At 58.8% G+C, this 20,388-nt stretch carries 19 protein-coding genes; 8 read left to right on the top strand and 11 right to left on the bottom strand.

The window, feature by feature from the left end; all coding sequences use genetic code 11:
* Positions 1-4: 4 nt before the first annotated feature.
* The 5 genes from MKS11_RS18175 to tssB are packed head-to-tail and all read right to left on the bottom strand — an operon-like array spanning position 5 to position 5,825.
* Entirely contained in the window at positions 5-1,711 is a 1,707-nt protein-coding gene (locus MKS11_RS18175; RefSeq protein WP_049092466.1) for an OmpA family protein, read from the bottom strand.
* Positions 1,708-2,397, bottom strand: coding sequence for a type VI secretion system protein TssL, short form (tssL, locus tag MKS11_RS18180; protein WP_049092467.1), 690 nt, complete (start codon positions 2,395-2,397; stop codon positions 1,708-1,710). The genes MKS11_RS18175 and tssL overlap by 4 nt, the downstream gene beginning before the upstream one ends.
* Positions 2,394-3,737 carry a type VI secretion system baseplate subunit TssK gene (tssK, locus tag MKS11_RS18185; protein ID WP_165474114.1) on the bottom strand — a complete coding sequence of 448 codons (1,344 nt, stop codon included), beginning with the start codon at positions 3,735-3,737 and terminating at the stop codon, positions 2,394-2,396. Before tssK ends, tssL begins: the two co-directional genes overlap by 4 nt.
* 9 nt (positions 3,738-3,746) lie before the next feature.
* Positions 3,747-5,291, bottom strand: a complete 1,545-nt coding sequence (gene tssC, locus MKS11_RS18190) for a type VI secretion system contractile sheath large subunit (protein WP_049092468.1) — start codon at positions 5,289-5,291, stop codon at positions 3,747-3,749.
* Between the two features lie 42 nt (positions 5,292-5,333).
* A complete protein-coding gene (gene tssB / locus MKS11_RS18195; protein ID WP_101865544.1) occupies positions 5,334-5,825 on the bottom strand; it encodes a type VI secretion system contractile sheath small subunit in 492 nt (163 codons plus the stop codon).
* A gap of 590 nt (positions 5,826-6,415) precedes the next feature.
* Between tssB and MKS11_RS18200 the strand changes: the two genes are divergently transcribed.
* Positions 6,416-6,982 carry a DJ-1/PfpI family protein gene (locus tag MKS11_RS18200; protein WP_049092470.1) on the top strand — a complete coding sequence of 189 codons (567 nt, stop codon included), beginning with the start codon at positions 6,416-6,418 and terminating at the stop codon, positions 6,980-6,982.
* A gap of 141 nt (positions 6,983-7,123) precedes the next feature.
* On the opposite strand, the gene MKS11_RS18205 is transcribed toward MKS11_RS18200, so the two are convergent.
* Positions 7,124-7,885, bottom strand: a complete 762-nt coding sequence (locus MKS11_RS18205) for an SDR family NAD(P)-dependent oxidoreductase (protein WP_087771537.1) — start codon at positions 7,883-7,885, stop codon at positions 7,124-7,126.
* 108 nt (positions 7,886-7,993) lie between these two features.
* Here MKS11_RS18205 and MKS11_RS18210 point away from each other — a divergent pair, with 108 nt between their 5' ends.
* Both MKS11_RS18210 and MKS11_RS18215 read left to right on the top strand, forming a co-directional pair.
* The gene (locus MKS11_RS18210; RefSeq protein ID WP_087771536.1) at positions 7,994-8,908 is read left to right on the top strand and encodes a LysR family transcriptional regulator; all 915 of its coding nucleotides are present in this window, start codon (positions 7,994-7,996) and stop codon (positions 8,906-8,908) included.
* Between the two features lie 302 nt (positions 8,909-9,210).
* Positions 9,211-9,399: a hypothetical protein gene (locus MKS11_RS18215; protein WP_004183775.1), complete on the top strand. Its 189-nt coding sequence runs from the start codon at positions 9,211-9,213 to the stop codon at positions 9,397-9,399.
* A 71-nt stretch (positions 9,400-9,470) separates the two neighbouring features.
* On the opposite strand, the gene MKS11_RS18220 is transcribed toward MKS11_RS18215, so the two are convergent.
* Genes MKS11_RS18220 through opgC form a run of 5 tightly spaced genes read right to left on the bottom strand, consistent with a single transcriptional unit; the run spans position 9,471 to position 13,612 of the window.
* On the bottom strand, positions 9,471-9,914 hold the full coding sequence (locus MKS11_RS18220; protein ID WP_075205485.1) for an ATP-binding protein: 444 nt from the start codon (positions 9,912-9,914) through the stop codon (positions 9,471-9,473).
* A 19-nt stretch (positions 9,915-9,933) separates the two neighbouring features.
* The gene (locus tag MKS11_RS18225) at positions 9,934-10,272 is read right to left on the bottom strand and encodes an STAS domain-containing protein (protein WP_004183770.1); all 339 of its coding nucleotides are present in this window, start codon (positions 10,270-10,272) and stop codon (positions 9,934-9,936) included.
* Positions 10,262-11,476, bottom strand: coding sequence for a PP2C family protein-serine/threonine phosphatase (locus MKS11_RS18230; RefSeq protein WP_087771535.1), 1,215 nt, complete (start codon positions 11,474-11,476; stop codon positions 10,262-10,264). The genes MKS11_RS18225 and MKS11_RS18230 overlap by 11 nt, the downstream gene beginning before the upstream one ends.
* Positions 11,477-11,484: 8 nt before the next feature.
* A complete protein-coding gene (locus tag MKS11_RS18235) occupies positions 11,485-12,384 on the bottom strand; it encodes a hypothetical protein (RefSeq protein ID WP_048294582.1) in 900 nt (299 codons plus the stop codon).
* A gap of 10 nt (positions 12,385-12,394) precedes the next feature.
* Positions 12,395-13,612, bottom strand: a complete 1,218-nt coding sequence (gene opgC, locus MKS11_RS18240; protein ID WP_065904036.1) for an OpgC domain-containing protein — start codon at positions 13,610-13,612, stop codon at positions 12,395-12,397.
* Between the two features lie 276 nt (positions 13,613-13,888).
* On the opposite strand from opgC, the gene MKS11_RS18245 reads away from it, so the two are divergent.
* The 5 genes from MKS11_RS18245 to MKS11_RS18265 are packed head-to-tail and all read left to right on the top strand — an operon-like array spanning position 13,889 to position 20,388.
* Entirely contained in the window at positions 13,889-15,706 is a 1,818-nt protein-coding gene (locus tag MKS11_RS18245) for a glycosyltransferase (protein ID WP_004203931.1), read from the top strand.
* Entirely contained in the window at positions 15,703-17,034 is a 1,332-nt protein-coding gene (locus MKS11_RS18250) for a DUF3131 domain-containing protein (protein WP_040146309.1), read from the top strand. The genes MKS11_RS18245 and MKS11_RS18250 overlap by 4 nt, the downstream gene beginning before the upstream one ends.
* Positions 17,031-18,578, top strand: a complete 1,548-nt coding sequence (locus MKS11_RS18255; protein WP_043521171.1) for a DUF3131 domain-containing protein — start codon at positions 17,031-17,033, stop codon at positions 18,576-18,578. The genes MKS11_RS18250 and MKS11_RS18255 overlap by 4 nt, the downstream gene beginning before the upstream one ends.
* Positions 18,563-19,957, top strand: a complete 1,395-nt coding sequence (locus MKS11_RS18260; RefSeq protein WP_087771657.1) for a DUF3131 domain-containing protein — start codon at positions 18,563-18,565, stop codon at positions 19,955-19,957. The genes MKS11_RS18255 and MKS11_RS18260 overlap by 16 nt, the downstream gene beginning before the upstream one ends.
* Positions 19,954-20,388, top strand: a complete 435-nt coding sequence (locus MKS11_RS18265; RefSeq protein ID WP_004179506.1) for a globin — start codon at positions 19,954-19,956, stop codon at positions 20,386-20,388. The genes MKS11_RS18260 and MKS11_RS18265 overlap by 4 nt, the downstream gene beginning before the upstream one ends.

Below are 20,388 nucleotides of genomic sequence, written 5' to 3' on the forward strand. Positions count from 1 at the left end.
AGAATTACTCTCCATTGTGTAGTGAAGCGCCATCATCCTGGGATGACGCAGAGGGTTGGTCCGGTAACCGGCAGGCGTCGACCTGCGGCACCAGACTGATTTCGACACGACGGTTCAGCGCACGGCCTTGCGGCGTATCATTTGTTGCAATTGGTCGGCTTTCGCCATAGCCCTGAACGGCAAAGCAGCTGTCCGGCACGTCGCCGGTATCTCGCATCCAGTCGCGAACCGATTCCGCGCGTTTCAGCGACAATAGCTGGTTGGCTTTTTCCTCACCCACGCTGTCGGTGTGACCCGCCACCACGATCAGCCACCCGGGCCTCGCCTTAATGTCCACCAGCGAGTTGACCAGCCGCTTTGTCGAACCGGGCTTCAGTACCCATTTTCCGGTATCGAATAGCGACATGCTGTCAAGGCGGATGACGTCCGGCGCAGCGCGCTGCACCGGCCTGGGCGGCGGGGGTGGCGGCACGTAGCGGCGAATAGCCTCCAGCAACGGCAGGCGAATCCGCTGCCCGCGATACAAGCCCAGACTCAGGCGCAGCGGGACGCCGTTACGCGCCCAGCTATCGAGCAGCGCGGCATCTTCACGCAGCACCCTGACGGCGCTGGCTTTTGGCCGATAATCATCCATCGCAATCCGCTCATAACGGGCAATATCGACGCCCACGCGCTGCAGCAGTTGTCGATTGTTCCAGCCACTGCTGAGCAGCGCGGCGACAGCCGCGAGGGTGAAAATAGCGAGCGCCGCGCGCCAGACCCTGCCCCGTGGCGTGAGTCCCCGTCCCGCCGGTAACTGCGGCAGGATGAAATCCGGCAAGGATGACGCATCAGCGATGTCGGTCTCCCCTGGCTGCCAGCCCGCTACCCGCGACAGGCCGCTATGTCGGGATAACCACGTCGTCCAGGCCGACGACGCCAGACTTCCAGGCAGCGAGGGTCCGAGACCCCACAGCACGGCCGCTGGGGTCAGAGGCGGCAGGTCGGTATTCTCTTCCGTCAACACGGCATGGACGTGCTGTTCAAACCAGCCCATCAGGCTGTTCATCAGCACCTGCTGCTGCAGCGCGGCCGCGCCGCCGACGCTCAACCAGGTCGACACGGAACAGGGGGCACAGGAGGGCTGCCAGACTTTCACCGCTTCACCCGGAAGCGCCGCCTGCCAGAGCAGACTGGGGCTCATCGCGCTGCCCACCTGCCCCTGCAGCGCCAGCGGTACGGCATACCCCGTCTGCCGACGCAGCTGGCTGAGTTGCCAGCGCAGGGACAGCAGAGCGCTGGTTAGCGCATCGCTTTGCGCGTGCTGCTGCGGGCAGACGCAGAGCAGCACCGACAGCTGAGGCCCCCATTCCGGCCGCTGGCTCAATACCTGGCGCGCGACCTGCTGCAGCTCCTCCGTCTTTTCCACGCGGATCCAGCAGCCCTGTTTGACGACCCGCACCGGAGACTTTTGCGACCAGACAAACGGCAGATCGCCGCAAACGAGGACTACCGGCTGGCGATAAGCGCCGTCCGGGAGAGGGTCCAGGGTTGATGTGACGTTACGTTCGGCACCACGACGGGCAATACGCCAGACCCCGATAATCAGGGCCAGCGTGACCAGCAGAATGAGCCACGCCCCCCAGCGGGGAACCGGCAAAAACAGCAGGCACACCAGCGCGCTCAGCAAGCCTGTCCACAGCGCCAGCCCGCGCTGCTGCGCGGGGCTCATTTCACCTCCCCCGGCAGCAGGGTCAGCAGCAGGTGATCGAGCCAGTGGTTGAGCCCCCACCACAGGGCGAGTACCACCGCCACGCTCAGTCCTATACGTACCGGCCAGGAGGCCAGCCAGTCGCTTATCCCCACTCCGGCGCGACTTTCTACCAGTACGGGAGCGGTTGACGGGCAATGAAAAGGCGGGACATGCTCACTGAGGGCGTTGACCAGCTTCAGGCGCTCCGGGTCGTCGAGGGAGCGAAAGCTGCCAACAAAACCCAGCAGCATCACCCGCTGAAAACAGGTGACCACGGCCAGGTCTGGCGCAGGATCACGCAGGACCTCCCGCATCCGCTCGCACAGGGTGTCGCCGGCGTCCATGGTGCCGAGAAAATGCCCCTGCAGCGGAATGTCATACCACTGCAGGCAGGCCTCATCCTCCACGCCGCGCCCTTTCACGACTTCATCGAGCAGCGCGCACTGGGCGGTGAGAATATGCTGACAGCTGACGTCATCAAGCCCGCTCGCCTTCAGCTCAGTTTGCACGCGCTCGACATCAGCAATACAGCGCTGCCATAGCGTGTACCCCTCCTCCTCGCGGAACTGCGGGCCATGGCGCAGGCTGATAACCTGCAGCCAGGTATTTTGCAGCAGCGCATCAATATCAATGGACGCGGCGTTGCCGCGTTGACGTTCATTCACGTTCGTAGTACCGCAAAAAGTTCCAGTTCAGGCTCGCCGAGCATCCCCGGGACGTAGAACATACAGGTACCGCTCTGCAGCATTTCCGTCGCCAGAGGATGGGACACATCGAGGCTGAAATACTGGTTTTCCAGACGCAGCGGAATGGCAGCTGGCACATGACGCAATGGCGTCAGGGGCACCCCTGTCCGCGAGGAGTTGACGATGGCTTTAACATGATCCGGGCTCCCCACTTTGCACTGCCGCGGGAACTGTTCCTGCAGCTGGGCGACCGGTACCGACGAACGAACCGACAGATAGTAATCAGCCCCTTCCCGCAGCCGGGCATCGTGCAGGCGCGCCTGCCAGAAGTGCAGCCGGGCATCATGCTCCAGGGCAATCGCCACCACCCGCGACGGCAGGCTCGCCTCCAGCAGGTCGCTCAGTAAATCAAACAGCGGCGGAAAAACCGCGTTCAGTTGGTCATGCTGATAGACCGGGACGGCATTCGCCTGATGGGTGAGTGAAAAGGTCAGCAGGCTGCCAGCCAGGCGCGCCAGCTCCGGATAGAGGCGTTCCGGCGGGCTTTGCCGGTAACGCAGAAAGTACCCCAGCACCGGCTCAGCGCTGTTCAGCGCGTTCAGCAACCAGAACAAAGAGACATCGGCCACGGCAAAATCAGCCATTCGTTCATTGCTCTCGCGACGCATGGCCATCAGGCGCGTCAGACGAGCCCGGAGCTGAGTAAGCAGCAGTTCAAGCTGCGTCGCCAGCCAGCGGCTGCCCTGAATCTGCAGCAGCGGCGGGAGAAATGTCTCGTCGATAAGCCAGGCCCCCTGCGAGTCCCGCTGCAGGCGAACAAGCGGACAGGTCAGGTAATCGCTGTTGTCCTGATGGGAGAAACGGAGGGTCAGCTCCGGCTGCATGACGGCAATCTGCCGGGTATCATCCCCGAACTGATTGCGGACATCGCGCCAGCGCTGCCGGAAGCGCACCGGCCTTTCGGCCACATCATCAGGCTTCAGGCAGTTGCCGCCATTGGCCTTCATCAGAGGCAGCGCCAGCATCACCAGTACCGCGCGGGATTCGTCCTCCAGCGACAAAGCCGGCGGCAGCGCATCGGCATTGTCCGTATCAATCATCGTGCCATCCTGGAACCGGACCTGCAGCCTGTGAGCCTGCAGGCGGCCCAGTTTGAGCATCTCTGGTTCGAAGGTCGCCTCAACCACTCCCCAGGGGTGGTTGAGGCCCATCCGGGCAATCGCTTCCGCAGCCCAGGCGGCATACTCAGCCTGCTGTTGAAAATGCTGGGGCGACACCATCATGCCCCGGCCCCATAACGGACGTTCTGTTTTCATCATCGCCCGACCCTACGCCTTCGCCTTCGGCATCTGGGATACCAGCGACAGATTGACGTCCATCCCCTCGACCTGGAAGTGCGGCACGGCGTACAGCTTCACGCGGAAGAAGCCCGGGTTGTCCTCGATATCTTCCACCACCACTCTGGCATCGCGCAGCGGATGGGAGGCCTGTAGCTCGTCGCCCGGGTCGGTCATTTCGGTGACCAGGCTCCGCACCCAGGTGTTCAGCTCCAGCTCCAGCAGTCGCCGGTCCTTGGTGGTGCCGATATTCTCGCGCTGGATCATCTTCAGGTAGTGCGCAATGCGCGACAACAGGAAGATATAAGGCAGACGCGCGTTGATACGGCTGTTGGCGGTGGCGTCGGCGGTATCGTACAGCGCCGGTTTTTGCGCGGAGTTGGCCGAGAAGAAGCAGGCGTAATCGCGATTTTTGTAGTACGACAGCGGAATGAAGCCCAGGCTGGCGAATTCAAACTCCCGCGTTTCCGGGATCATCACCTCGGAAGGAATTTTCACCTGATTGCCGGTGCCCAGATCGTACAGGTGGATGGGCAGATCTTTCACCGCGCCGCCGGCCTGCGGGCCGCGGATCTGCACGCACCAGCCGTTATTGACAAAGCTCTTCACCATATTGGATGCGAAAGAGAACGCCGCGCTGGTCCAGAGATACTTTTCGTGGTCCGGCCCCTTCACCTGCTCGACATAGTTGAAGCTGCGCACCGGCACGGTGTCCGGACCATACGGCAGCCGACCCAGCACGCGCGGCATGACCAGGCCGATGTAGCGGGCGTCGTCGGTTTCACGAAACGCTTTCCAGCGAATATATTCCGCACGATCGAAGTAGTTAGCGATATCTTTGATGGCGGCGACCTCTTCCATGGTCTCTTTCAGGAAGAAAGCCGGGCCGACGGCGCCGATAAACGGCATATGCGCGGCGGCGGACACCCGGGAGATATTGCGCAGCAGCGCCACGTCCTGCGGGCTGGCGTCGAACTCATATGAGGAAATCACTGAACCAATCGGCTCGCCGCCGGGGGTGTCATACTCCGCGGTGTAGGTGTGCCAGTAGAGGCCGCTCTGAATCAGCTCCGGCGCATCCTCAAAGTCCTGACGCAGATCGTCCTTTGAGACGTCGAGGATCTCCGTTTTTACGTTCTGGCGGTAGTCGGTGTTGTCCACCAGCTGTTTGAGGCCGCGCCACAGGGATTCGACCTGCTGAAACTCCGGATGGTGCATCACCGCGTCCAGCTGGCGGCTTATCTGGAAATCCAGTTCAGCGATGTGGCGATCAATCAGCGTTTTGTCGAGCTTTTCCACCCGCTGGCCGGACTGGCGGATGCGCTCCATAAACACCTGCATCGCCGCGGTCAGACGCTCCGCCGCCGGCGCCTCAGAGAGCGCGGCATCGTCCAGAAAGTCGTTGATATCCCCGAGGCGAGAGGCCGGGGCGAGATGAATTTTTTCAAACAGCGAGGCGTAAACGCCCTCGCTCGCCGTATTTTCCTGCAGCGTGGTTTGCCCCTGTACAGGGCTGTTTTCAGTGGTAACAGACATTAGCATTTTCCCGGTTAATCCATTAACAGACTTGCCCTGCAATTATTTCGGAGCAAGCGCACTCATTTCGTCGCGTAATTCCTGTGACAGCGCCGGATCTTTCAGAATGGCCTCAAGCTCTTTTCTGAAAGTTGCGTTATCAAGCAGATTGGATTTGAGATCGCGTAATAAATTACGCATCGCCAGCATGGCGCGGAGTTGTGGAATTTGCCGGGCAATCTGCTCCGGTTCAAAATCTTTGATATCGGTAAAACGCAGCCTGACGTTCTCCTCCTCGCCGTTGCCGGCCAGCGTATTCGGCACCGGGAGATTCACCTCTGGGCTAAATTCTGAAAGTACGCTGTTAAAGTTATTTTTATTGACGTTGATTTTTTCTCTTTCCGATAATGGCCGGTTTTCTTTACCGTGACTAAAATCGCCAATGGTAAGCAGCTTTAATGGCAGCTCAACCTTTTTTTGCACGCCGCCGGTGTGGAGAGATAATTTGAGATTAATGCGAGCCTTAGGCATTTCATTCTGGAACGTATCAGCCATAGCAGTTCCTTTCCTCAGGGAATAATTATTGAAGAGTTGACGGTAAAAACCCTGAGGATAATAAAGCAAAAATAGATTATCGATCAACTTAACAAGAAGATTTATTGAATATACTCGCAAGGTGAATAGTTTTATTTTTCTTATCATCCGGGATAAATATTCAATAAGTAAATAGAAAACCCAAAACAATAGCCAAAATAAATTCCACGCAAAATATAAATATAGCGAAAAACACCACCTGGAATTAAATCATCCCGATATCAACGCAATTTATCGTCACCCGCGCGGCAAAACATTCAAGGGCAACCTTTTTCACAGCAACTGGTTTGCGCTAACCGGCCAACATTCGTGGCGAGGAATAACCGCGGCCCAGCGACATGTTCCTCCACAGACAGTCGTCAGTGGCTGAAGCGCATATTTTTCTGGGTGACTGACCACAGCGCGACGGCGAAAAAAGTTGTCGTTACCAAAAAAACATGAACCCGGTTACAAGATGCGCACACCACCGTCTTCGGCATCCTGAGGAGGTCGCATTCTGCGGATCGCCAGGCTATATCTATGACACCTTTCTCCCACAACGAGTAAAAATAATGAGCAAGAAGATCCTGATGCTGGTCGGCGATTACGCCGAAGATTACGAAACGATGGTCCCCTTTCAGGCACTGCAGATGATTGGCCACCAGGTTGATGCGGTCTGCCCGGATAAAGCCGCCGGCGACTATGTGATGACGGCGATCCATGATTTTGACGGCGCCCAGACCTACAGCGAAAAGCCGGGGCACCGCTTCACCCTGAACGCCGATTTTGCCGCGGTGAAGGCCGAGGATTACGACGCGCTAGTGATCCCCGGCGGCCGGGCGCCGGAGTATCTGCGTCTGAACGAGCAGGTGATTAAACTGGTACAGGCGTTCGACGCCGCGCGTAAACCTATCGCCGCTGTCTGCCACGGGCCACAGCTGCTGGCCGCCGCCGGTATTCTGCAGGGGCGGACCTGCAGCGCCTATCCGGCCTGCGCCCCGGAGGTGCGTCTGAGCGGCGGGCATTATGCCGATATCGGTATCGATCAGGCGCATGTTGACGGCAATCTGGTCACTGCTCCCGCCTGGCCGGCCCACCCGCAGTGGCTGGCGAAATTCGCCGCCCTGCTGGCGGAGTAACGCATTTTCTCTGACCAGACAAATGGACTATCGCCGCGCTGGCGCTCTCTTTCCACCGGCGCGGCGGTTTTCGAACGTCCGTTTCCGTTGCAGTCAAACCTGACCAGCTCAGCGATACGCTGGCCGGGTGATCTCCTCGACTCAGATGCGCATTCCCCCGGAAACTTCAATGCGCTGAGCATTAACCCAGCGATGATCATCGGATAACAGCGAGGCGATCATCGGCCCGATATCTTCTGGCACCCCCGGTCGGCCAAGCGCCGTCATGTTCGCCACCGCCTGAGCGACCTGCGGGTTATCCCGCACCACACCGCCGCTGAAATCCGTGGCGATGGCGCCCGGCGCTACGCAGTTCACCGTGATCCCGCGGCCGCCCAGCTCAAACGCCATATAACGGGTCAGGGTTTCCACCGCAGACTTCATGATCGCATAGGGCGCCCGGTTCGCCATCACGATACGGGTCAGTCCGGACGAGATATTCACAATTCGCCCGCCATCCGCCAGCAGCGGCAATAATTTTTGGCTGAGGAAAAAAAACCCCTTCACATGGATGCGATAAAGCGCATCGAACTCCGCTTCGGTAGCATTCAGAAACCCCATGCCGCTGGCATTGCCGGCATTATTAACCAGGTAATGAAACCGATCGGCCCCCAGCTCCGTCAGCGCCTCCTGAAAGGCGCTGACAAACCCGTCAAAGGTGCCGGTTTCGCCGGCACTGAAGGGCAGCGCGATCGCCCGCGAGCCCTGAGCTTCAACCCGCGCGACCACATCGTTCGCCTCGGCAAAATGCGCGTTGTAGGTCAATACCACGTTCACGCCGCGCTGAGCCAGCGCTTCAACGGTCGCGCGCCCCAGGCCGCGGCTGCCGCCTGTCACCAGGGCGATTTTTGCGCTATTGTTCATGTTTCCCCCTTTTATCTCTGCTGAAAACATGAGCGATTATAGGCCTCTGAATGCCGACGATAAGACCGCATGGCGCGACAGGATTGTTTTGCCAGCTGGAACAATGCCATGGATAAACTGGATACCCTGACCCTGTTCGTGCGCATCGTCGAACGGGGTTCGTTCAGCGCCGCCGCCGCGGATCTGGGTTTTTCCCGGCCGGTGGCGACTGCGGCCATTAAGGCGCTGGAGGCCAGCCTTGGGGCGCGCCTGCTACAGCGCACCACCCGGCACGTGCAGCCGACGGCGGAGGGCTCGCTGTATTATCAGCGCTGCGTGTCCATCCTGGCGGCCCTGGAGGAGGCTAACCGCAGCGCCGGGGGGAGCATCTCCGGCATCATCCGGGTGGACGTGGCGGGCAATCTGGCGCGAACCCTGCTGCTGCCCGCGCTGCCGCAGTTTCTCGCCCGCTATCCGGCCATTACGTTACAGATAGGCGAAAGCGAGCGCGACGTCGATCTGGTCCGCGAAGGGGTGGATTGCGTCATTCGCGGCGGCCATCTTCCCGATAGCGAGATGATTTGCCGGCCGCTCGCCATGCTACAGGAGATCACCTGCGCCAGCCCGGCCTACCTCGCCCGGTACGGCACCCCGCATACGATTGACGGGCTGGCGGGACACGTGACGATCGGTTTTGTTTCAGCGCGCACGCACCGTACCTTGCCGCTGACTTTTACCCTGGATGGTCGCCAGACCGAGGTCCGTTTGCCCTGTCGGCTGCTGACCTCCGATGCCGACGTCGGCGCCGAAGCGGCAAGGCTTGGCTTTGGCCTGTATCAGGCACCCTTGTCCCGCCTTGAGGCCGATCTGGCATCCGGTGTATTAACGGAGGTGCTGGCTGATTTTCGCCCTGCGTCGCTGCCGCTCTCCCTGCTCTATCCCAGCAGCCGGCAGCTCTCTGCCCGGGTACAGGTATTTATCGACTGGGTGACGGCGCTGATGAAGGCGCCCCTGGCGCAGCAGGCATCCGGAAGGCTAAAATAATGTTTGCTATTATTTGCGGCTCGTGCGTTAATCGTTAAGTCGATTTAGCAGACGAAAAGTTATTATCTAAGTACGTATTCTCATCTCCAGGCGTTATCCCTGATACCACCTTCCTTTGAGCAGTCCCGTTAGTATTTTGCTTTTTCTGTAAACAGGCCCTGTCAGCCCCCTGTTGGCTCGTTAAACAAGCCCTCCGACTGACCCAATACCCGGCTTACTCCTAACAAAAATCAGCCGCGTTAATTTCCCTGAAAACGACCATTGTCTTTTCAACAGAACATTACCCATACAAGGTTCACATTATGATTGAACATATCCATTTTAGATGCCCATGCTGCCATGGCTCCCAGTACAGAACGTCCCAGTTTGACGTGACGGAAAAAAATCCCTTTGGTGCGAAATGCATTTTCTGCAAATCGGCCATGATGACGTTAGATACTCTTCGCCCTTATCACCTGGGCGCGCTGTCCACCGCTCAGGCCCAGCCATAAGACGGATGAAGCCGGTGAACGCGGGCGGCAAAATTCCCCCGGGAATTCACCTGGGGGCAAGCTCTGTTCCTTCACCTGACGCGATCGTCGGTGGAATGGCGAAGAACGGCATCCGGCAACGCTTTTGTCAGGGTCGTCACATTCTCCCCGGCGCGGGTTTCCACATTAAAATAGTCCACCGCGCGCAGAATAAGCCGCAAACCTCTGCCGCTTTCCGCTAACGGATCGACATCGAAGCGCTCATCGCCACGCGCCAGCGCCAGGCGCTCGGCCGGAAAGACCTCTCCCGCATCAATAAAGCGCAGCGTCACCCGGTCTTCCGCCGCGATAAATTCGACACGAAAAACACGTTGCCGATCCTCATGCAACGCATAGCGAATGATATTGGTGGCCGTCTCACAGACGGCAAGATCGAGCGCGAAGCGCCACTCCTCCCCGACGGACAGCGGCGCCATTTGTTGAGCCAGCCATGCCGCCAGCGGTGATAGCGAGCTGAGTTGGGCAGGAAAATTCATGACGTTATTCACGGGCGCGTCACGGATTGAACTGCGCAAGGGCTGAAGTGCGATCCTCGCAAATACGAAAAATACGATCCATCCTGGTCAGGGTAAACATATTGCGAATGCCGGGGTTCAGCGCGCACAGTGTCATTTCTCCTTTACCGTTCATCATTTTCATCAGGGAAACCAGCGTTCCCAAACCGCTGCTGTCGATAAAATCGATTTTACTGAAATCAACAATCAGATCGGTGCTATCTTCGCCTATCTCCTGGGCGATTGCCGCCTTAAAGGCTACCGCGACGGAAGCATCCAGCCGACGCACCGCCGGCGTCAGGATCGTCACCGAGGCCTGCCGTTCAGTTTCAATTTTCATCACTGTCCCCTGTACGTTCAATAATCAAGAGTGAAACATCATCGGCCATCGCCTGGGTCTCCTGCGCGTCGCCGCTGCGCCAGCGGATCAGGTGCCGGGCAAAACGCGGCAGCAGCGCGGGCAGCGGCTGCGTCACGCTGTCCTGCAGCCACGCTTGCAAGCGCGCCTCGCCAAACTGTTCACCGCTCCGGTTTTCACATTCGGTAATACCGTCGCTGAACAGGCACAGCCGCTCTCCCGGCGCCAGCGAAAAACTGACATCTGCCCACGAGAGATGGTCTATCAACCCCACCGGCGCCCCGCCGCTGCCGACCGGGCGGACGGTAGCGTCCGGGCTAACGATAAAAGGCGTGGGATGCCCGGCCTGACAGAGTTTGCCCGCACCGGTCTGCAGGTCGATGACGCCATAGATCAACGTGAAATAGCTGACGATCTCTGTTTCGTCACTGCAAAAACGACCATTGAGGATCGTCACCACCTCGGCCGGCGACGCCGGCTGGTTGTCTGCCGTAAAAAGAAAGCGCTCAACGGCCCTGCCATGCAAAAACTGGCGGGCGACGGCGAGCGACATCATCGCCGCCCCCACGCCGTGTCCGGAGACATCCACGCAGTAAAATCCGAGACGATCGCCCAGCGGGAAGACGTTAAAAATATCCCCCGACACCCAGGCCGAGGGCAGGAAAATCCAGTCGGAGAAAAATCCCTGATGGCGCAGCTCATGAGCCGGGAGAACCGACTGTTGAATGCGCGCCGCCAGCTCCAGATCCTGTTCAATCTGTCGCAGCGCTTCGCTCAGCCGCGCATTGCGCGCGGCGAGGTCAGCCTCGAGGGAGAGGATCCGCGCCCCGGCGTGCAGCCGCGCCCGCAGCTCGCTCTGCTCTACCGGTTTGCTGAGAAAATCATCGGCCCCGGCCTCAAACCCCTGCGTTAGATCGCCAGGATCTTCGCGGGCGGTGAGCAATATCAGATAAACGTAGTGACCAAACTGGCGGCGGCGCACTTCCCGGCACAGCGTCAGGCCATTCATCTCCGGCATTTCCCAGTCGCTTATCACCAGGCTGACAGGCTGGTTTTCGAGGATCGCCAGCGCGTCGACGCCGTTTTCCGCCTCACTGACGATATAGCCCCACTGCGTCAACATCCGACTTAGCAGCCGACGATAAACCAGCGAATCTTCAACAATCAGGACGTGCTGTGCCGACATCGCGCCTCCTAAATCGGCAAGAACCAGATAAGGCTGATCGTGCCTTCACGAAACTTGCCGCTGCCGCTGTCATGCCCCGGGTAGCGGGTACCGGCATAGTTGGCATACTGCACAGAGAACGATCCCGGCGTATAGCCCGCGTAGCCAAAACTGTAACTATAATCGCCATTCCACGGCTGCTGCTGGCTGCTGTCCGGATACCAGAAGGCGGTGGCGCGCACAAAAAAATGCTGCTTAAAGGTATATCCACACCCCCCAAGCAGCACATTTTTGTTTTTGCGGATATCGTTACTCTCCAGATCGTAATAACGCGGCACCCAGCTGTAGCCTGCCTGGCAGATAATGGCGTCGCCTTTGTTAATCAATAGTGCATTTTCCATCGGCTTCGGCAGCGAAAATTTATACGCCAGGGTAAATGCCCCCTGCTCAAAATAGGTGTGACGCTTGCTGCCCGAGGTCCAGAAGTGGTTATCGCCATAGTTACTGTAAACCAGGCTGAAGGTGTTGGCATGCCAGTCGTCGTAACCAAAACTATAGCGAAAATCGGCGGTATAGCGGCTGGTATCAGTCACCGGTAAACGGGATGTCACGTTGGCGAACCAGAAGCTGTAGGGCGAGTATTGCAGGCTGAGGTTCAGCGTCTGATTATATTTTTTCTTCTGTTCTGCGCTGTCTGAGCTGTTGGGGACGGTCATCCACTGCTCTTTTAAACCCGAACTAAAGCTCAGCGCTCCCGAGAATACCTTGTCATTCCCGGAAAAAAGCCGTCCCCAGCGGCTGGTAAACACGCCGGCCTGCACCGGTTCACCATTTTTATCACGCAGCGGTTGTGCGTCGTTCTTCTCTGCTCCTTCCGCACCTGCGATGGCGCACCATAGCGCGCAGGCCAGCATATATTTCTCCCGCATTTGCCCTTCCTTAGTTAGGTATCCAGCGTGCGGCGACGCGGTATTTGGCCATCAGCCACAGAACGCCCAGCGCAGCGGCATGGATCAAGGTGTTCACTATCCACGCCTGGCGCCACAGATCGAAGGTGACCAGCTGGCTTACGGCGAGCACGATGTAAACATGCAAAATAAAGGTGTAGAGCGAACGCTGCCCGAGCGGGATCAGGAACCAGCCTGCCAGCCGGTTAAGGGGGCGCCAGCACCAGGTCAATAGCAGATAAATGGTGACCATCAGACTGATATCATTGAGGATCCGTACCGGACCGAGGCCGTTTTTCGCCGCCCAGGTATGGTAAAAGGCGTTAAAATCCGCCGGCGGGATTACGTGCATCAGCAGCGCGGGCGGCATAAAAGGATTGGTATGATTCTGGGCGACAAACGCAAGGATAAGCGCGATGAACACCAGCGCCGCCAAGGCGACTTTGCCGGGCGGCGTGCGGGCGAAAGAGATCAGTTCCGCTTTGTACCAGCCGCAGCACATGCCCAGCACAAAGATAAATTGCCAGGCCAGCAAGGGAAAGGCGAATTCAAATTCGCAGGGCGTGACCCGTATCGGCCAGCGTTGCCAGCAGCCGTATATCAGCAGCGAGGCGCCCAGTAAGGGGTAGACGTGACCCTTTTGCAGCATTCCCAGAAACAGCGGGCTGAGCAATAACAAAAAAATATAGAGTCCGAGGATCTGCGTCTGATGCGGGCCAATCTGCAGATAGAGGATAATGTTAAACCACGTCTCTTTTATTTGCGGGGTTAGCGGATAGAGCGACCAACTGGTCCCGGAAAAGCGGTCGGTAAAATGAGTGACTTCATAGACATTAATATAAGGCAAATATCTCAGCAAAAGAAAAGAGACAATAATAATAATATTAACCTGATATATTTTCCATGCGCGAAGATAAAGCCCCCAGCTCACCGTCAGTAATACTGCCTTTTGTAATCTGACACGATTTAGCATCCCTAACATGAAGCCGGACAGGATCACAAAGCCCTCGGCACCGGTGGTCAAACCAAATCGTTCCCAGCTGAAAATATTAAATATCGACATCACTTCGGTATGCGCCACCACCATCATCACGAGAGCAATACCGCGCATAAAGTCGATACGCAGGTCGCGATCCCCGGTCAGAGAGTAACGCCAGGGCATTGATTTATGAGTTTCTTTTTGCGAAATCGCTGAAGCAACCTGGCTCATTAGGGATCCTGCCGTCTACCCTGCAACATTTATTACAAATTATTTAGATAGTGTAGAATGGGCTATCTTGCAATGCTCGTTTTATAAATTCCGCCGGCGTGCATCACACTATGTTAAGTCATCCCGGTGACTATCAGTTCGCGCTGTTGAAATTTTTGTGCCACCATCTACACTCACTTTACTGTTATTTATAAGCCCCTGTGCGTTCTGCAGAACGCCCCCAATCGATAACAGACCTGTCATTCAAACCCAGCGCGGAATCAGGATATCCTTGCTATGGATTTTTATTTTTCCCGTTTTGAACATCGCCGACCGCCTGAACCGCTCAGCACCCCGCGCTGGGTGAGAATGATTTGGCAGGTATTAGCTGTGGCCGCCCTGGTTCTTGGCGCTAATTATATTTACTGGCGCTGGACCGCCTCCTTAAACACGGACGCCCTGTGGTATGCGATTCCTCTGGTGCTGGCGGAAACCCTGGCGTGGATTGGCACAGTTCTGTTCACCATTAATTTATGGCAGGAGAAAGATCCTCCGCCAGGGGTCCCCCCGACGGAGATCAACGACTGTCTGCGCGCGGATGAAGCGGTGGAGTCGAGGCCGATTAAAGTCGATCTGTTTATCGCCACCTACTCCGAAGACGTGGAGCTGGTCAGGCTATCGATTCGTGACGCCATGCGGATGACCTATCCTGGTCCGCTCGATTATAAGGTGCATGTCCTTGACGACGGGCGTCGCCCGGAGATGAAGGCGGTCTGCGAGCAGGAGGGGGCGAACTATATCACCCGTCAGAGCAATATCGGCTATAAGGCCGGTAACCTGCGCAACGGTCTTGAACATACCGATGGCGACTTTCTGATCATCTGTGATGCTGATACCCGCGTTTTCCCGACCCTGCTGAGCCACACGCTCGGCTATTTTCGCGATCCTGACGTCGCCTGGGTGCAGACCCCACAATGGTTTTTCGATCTCCCGGAGGGGGAGGATCTGGCGCGCTGGCTGCGGCGTAAAGCAGGCGGCGCAGGCTATGGCGTGGGCTGGCTGGCGCAGAAAATCGTCGGTCCGGTGACCATTGGTCGCGATCCTTTTTTCAACGATCCGCGCATGTTTTACGACGTGATTTTACGGCGCCGCAACTGGGCTAACGCCGCGTTCTGCTGTGGCGCCGCCTCCGTTCACCGACGGGAAGCGGTGATGCAGGCGGCGCTGCGCAGCTACGTCTGGAGCGTTGACGCCGAAATCGCGCGTCATACGCGGGATATTCGCGACCCGGCAACGCGGGAAGCGTTGCAGGACGCCATGCGCCCCCACGTTGCCTTCGATACTGAACTGACGCCCTATAAGTTCCACGTCTCGGAAGATATTTATACCTCCATCCTGCTGCACGGCGACGCTGCCCGCCGCTGGCGTTCGGTAATGCACCCGCGGATCGAGTCGAAAATGCTCTCTCCGCAGGATATGCTGACGTGGATGATCCAGCGCTTTAAGTACGCCGCCGGATCGCTGGATATCCTGTTCCATGACAACATCTTCAACCGACGCCGCTTTAAACTCTCGCTGCCGCAAACGCTGATGTACGCGACCACCTTCTGGTCGTATCTGGCTTGCGTGTGGAACACCGTGTTCCTGATCTCGCCTGTTATCTATCTCTTCACCGGCATTCCGCCGGTGTCGGCGTGGTCTACCCCTTTCTATCTGCACTTTTTACCCTTTTTTATTGTCTCCGAACTGGCCTTTATGTTCGGCACCTGGGGCATTTCTGCCTGGGACGGCCGGGCCTCTTACCTCTCCTTTTTCTCGATGAATCTGCGGGCGCTGGACACCGTTTTGCGCGGGGAGCAGATCAAATTTCACGTTACGCCGAAAGAGCGACAGACGGGCCGTTTTCTCTATCTCGTCAAGCCGCAAATTGCCATCGTTTTGCTCACCCTGTCGGGGCTGATATGGGGCGGTATTCAGGTGGCGCGCGGTCAGGTTGACGACCCCTCCGGGTACGTCATCAACATTTTCTGGGGCGCGGTGAATATTGCCGCCATGCTGCCACTGATCTTCGCCGCCATGTGGACGCCCCCCGAAGAGCAGGAGGCGAGCCGATGAGGATCCGCGACGCCCTGCTATCCGCGCGCAGCTATCTCACTATCCTCATTGGCTTCCTGCTGGGTTTTGCGATTGTCGTGTGGGTGGAAAAACAAATGCCCGCGCGCGTCGAGAGCAGCGGCGGGATGACGTTGAGCCAGGATTTTCCGCCGCTCCCTCCCCCGCGCGAGCTGACCTTTGACGAGGCGATCTGGGCGCGGGTGGCCTGGCAGTATTATGTCAACAATACCCAGCCAAACGGCCTGGCCAACGCGCACGATGGCGAACCCTGGCTCAGCCTGTGGAGCGTCGGCAGCTATCTTTTCGCCGTGGTCGCCGCAGAGCAGCTGCATATTGTGACCGCCGCCGAAGGTGATGAGCGCATTGCCGCCGCCCTGTTTACCCTCGGTCAACTGCCCCTCAACGCCCAGGGATTGCCCGCCGCTCAGTACCATGCCGACACGCTGCAGATCCTCGGCAACCCGGACTCCTCCGCCATCGGTATGGGACGCCTGCTCACCGCCCTGCAAACCCTGCTCTGGCGCTATCCTCAGCACGCCGCCGCGGTGCGGGATCTGTTTAATCAGTGGCGGGTCGGCGCGCTCATCAGCAACAGCCCCGCCAGCCAGGCCGCGGCGCCGCTGCACCACTGGGCGCTGGCGGCGGATGAACCGCGGGACAGCTTTGGCTACCGGCTGTACGCCAGCCATACGCTGCGGTTGATCGACAGCGCGGCGGGGCTGGCGGTGACCAACCCGCCGCAGGGGCAGCAGATGATCGATATCGACGGCATCATGGTGCCCGATGAGGGGCTGCGCACGCCCTGGGGTCGGCAGCCTTCGCTGATCAGCCTGCCGTACCTGCTCACCGGACTTGAGCTGGGCTTTGACGCGCAGAGTGCGGAGATCGCCTGGCGCATCATGCAAATCCAGCAGCGCCGTCATAGCCTGAGGGTCAGCAAGCCGCCGATCAGCACTGACTACGCCGAGCCCGCGCCGGATTATGCCAGCGCGCTGGCGGACCGGCAGCCGCAGAGCGCCTTCGCCCCACGCAGCGCCGCCCCGGAGCAAACGGCGATCACCTCCACCCGCACCGCCTTTGCCTGGTACGCCCTGTTCCGTAATAGCTGGAGCGAGGCGCTGCGCCAGCAGGTGCAGACGCTGCAGGTCCCGGGCAAGGGCTGGCAGCGAGGGTTAAATCTCAACCGCAGCGTCAACGACGTTATTGACGGCGATACCAACGCGATCGTGCTGGAAAGCCTGGCCTACATTTCCCGGGGGCAGATGCTGTGTCTGGCCTGCCTGAGCCCTGCCCCTCTACCCTCGTCCTCAGCAGGAGCAACGCCATGAAGCTGACCTATTTTTCCCGTTTTCCCCTGCTGGCCGGACTCATGGCGCTGTGGCTCTCGCTCTCCGGCGCGCAGGCCGCGACCGGTCTGCCGGCTGCGGAATACGCCCCGCGCAGCGGGGAGCTGACGCCGAGGGAGATGACTATCGCCAGAAACGCCTGGCAATACTTCGTCGCCAACTTTCAGCCCACCACCGGGCTGGTGAATGCGGTAAACAAATACCCCTCCACCACCATGTGGGACAGCGCCTCCTATCTGGCCGCGATGACCGCAGCCCGTGAGTTGGGGATTATTGATAAGGCGGAGTTTGACCGTCGGATGCTGAAGTTTCTCGCCACGTTGAATAGGCTCGATTTATTCCGTAACGAACTACCCAACAAAGCCTATAACACGATAAGCGGACAAAAGGTTAACTACCAGAACAAGCCGGGTGAAATCGGCTTTTCGGCGCTGGATATCGGCAGAATGCTGATCTGGCTGAAGGTGATCAAGGAGCGCTATCCGGAATACAGCAACAGCATCGATAATGTGGTGCTGGGGTGGGATTTTAGCCATGTGGTCGATCCCTGCGGCACGCTGTACGGGGCGTATCTGGAAAACGGCCAGCCCAAATACGTTCAGGAAGGCCGTCTGGGATACGAGGAGTACGGCGCGGCGGGCTTTCAGCTGTGGGGATTTAACACCTGTCAGGCCAGCCGGCCGCAGCCCTACGAGCTGGCGGAGATTTACTGCGTGCTGGTCCCCTATGATTCGCGCGACCCACGGCAAACCAGCCAGCATAACTATGTGGTCAGTGAATCCTACGTGCTGTATGGCATGGAGTTTGGCTTTGATAACCCTGGTGACCGGAACAACAGCCCGCGCGAGTACTCCCATCCCTGGATGAAAAACTTCGCTGACCGGGTCTACCAGGCCCAGGAGAATCGCTACGCCATCACCGGGATCCTCACCGCCCGCTCCGAGCATCAGCTCGATAAATCCCCGTACTTTGTCTATGACACCGTGTTCAGCGACGGGTTTAACTGGAACACCATAACCGACAAAGGCCAGTTCGTACCGAATAGCGCCGCCGTGTCGCTCAAAGCGGCGATGGGGATGTGGGTGCTGTGGAACTCGCCCTATACCGATCGTCTGCTGGACGCCATTGAAAACGCGAACGAAGCGGGAAAAGGCTATTACGAGGGGTTGTATGAGAACGGCGACGGGCCAATCAATGAGTTTACCGCCAACAACAACGGCATCATGCTGGAAGCACTGCTATTTAAAAAGGAGGGAAAACTGCTGCAGTTTTCCAGCGACAATCCGAAAAACCGCGATTTCGCCCCGTCGCTGTGGGACAAGAAGCTGGTGGATCTCTTTGAACCCAATAACGGCCCGCGCAATCGCCCGTTCCTGAGCAACACCCCCGCCGTCAAAACATGGTGCGAGCAGACCGGGACCACCCAGCGCACCAAACCCGCCTGCCAGGCCTGCCAGTGTGCCGCCTGCAAGGCTGACGAGCCCGTTAAACTTCCGCCGGTGACCGCGCAATGCTTAAAACCATAGCCCGCTGGCTGGCCATCGCCGTCGTCCTTTTTCTTATCGCCCTGGCGCTGTTTTATCGCGAAGGCGCGGGGTGGCGCTGGCTGACCAAAGGCGGCTGGCACACCACTGCCCGCATCAGCAGCCTGACGCCGCAGGAGCGCACGTGGGCGCAGATCGCCTGGCGGTACGTCGAGAACAATACCCAGCCGCAAACCGGCCTGGTCAACGGCAGCGACAAACAGCCCCGCGCAACGCTATGGCAGATGGGCGACACCCTTATCGCCCTGCTCGCCGCCAGAGAGCTGGGGTTGGTAAAGGAAGCGGAATTCGACGCCCGCCTGACGCCCCTGCTCGGCACCCTCAATCGCCTGACGCTGACCGACGGCGGTTCGCCGGGCAGGCTATACTCCACTCAGACGGCGACCCCTGTCGACTTCAGCGGCAAACCGGCGGCCAGCGGCTGGTCAGCAAAAGATATGGCCCGACTGATGCTCGCCCTGCGGCTCACCGCCGAACGCGCGCCGCAGTATGGTGAATACATTGATAAAATTGTCCTGCGCTGGAACTTCTGTCCGGTTATCGATAAAGACGGGGAGCTGTGGTCCGCCTCACTGCAGAACGGTCAGCGGACGATCCGCGAGGAGCTCCGGCTGGGAGACAGTGAATACGCCGCCAGCGCGTTTCGCCTGTGGGGATTTCCGGCCGGCAAGGCCCTCTCTCCCCCGGCGCGCCATGTGATTATTTATCAGCGCCGCCTCGCCGTTGACGACCGCGACCCGCGAACCACCTGGCAACCCGTGGTGCTCTCTACTCTGCCCGCCATGCTGCCTGGACTGGAGTTCGGCTGGCAGCCGCCCGGCGTGCCGGAGATGGCGCAAAAAGCCATGCGCGAGCGGGCGGAAGGGATATGGCTCAGCCAGAAAACGCGCTGGACGCAGGATAAGGTGCTTACCGCCCGGGCCGATTTTTCGCTTACCCAGGCGCCCTGGCACGTGGAAGACACCGTCTGGGGGAATGGCTACGCCTGGAATACGCTCGGGGACGACGGGAAGTACTACCCCCGGCTGGCGCAGGTGACCACCAAAGCGGTCTTTGTCCTGTGGACGCTGTGGGAAACCGAGTATACCGATGCGCTGATGGCGGTCACTACCCATCTTAACGACCCGCAGCGCGGCTGGTTTGAAGGACGGGTCGAGGCCACCGGCGACGTCAATGCCACCCTCACCCTCTCCACCAACGCCATGGTGCTGGAGGCGCTGTTTTACAAACACAACGCCGGGCCGTTGTTCAAAAACGGCCTCGCGGATGACAACAGCTACTTTGCCCACCGCGCGACGGACGAATTTAACCCGCCCCGCCGCTGCCTGCCGGCCGAACGGGTCATGAGGAGCGCACCATGAAGTTTTATCGCGATCTCTTTGAAGCCAGCCTGAATCGCGTCGTACCAGAGCACGACAAACAGCGCTTCTTCCAGGCCTTCTACAGCACCTTTATCCATATGTCACCGGAAACCGAGCAGCACTTCTCCCAACGCTCCGGTGAGGAAGGCCAGCAGATGATCTTTAAGAGCTTTTTCGCCATGCTGGCGGTCAACGGCGACCTCTTTGTACCCGATTTTCTGGAACGGCTGGCGCGAGCGCAGAGCGAGGAAGGCCTGCGTCTACCGCCGCGGTTTTTTGCCCTCTGGCGGGAAGCGATGCTCAAAACCGTCCGCGCCTGCGATCCGCTGTGCGATGAGGAGATCCTCACCGCATGGGCAATGGCCATCGCCCCTGGGCTCGAATATCTGCGCCGCCAGGCGGAGCTCCACTATCAAACTGTTGGCCAGTAA

Source organism: Klebsiella sp. K5-45, from assembly GCF_030128605.1.
In the GTDB taxonomy this organism is placed as follows: Bacteria; Pseudomonadota; Gammaproteobacteria; order Enterobacterales; family Enterobacteriaceae; genus Klebsiella; species Klebsiella quasipneumoniae.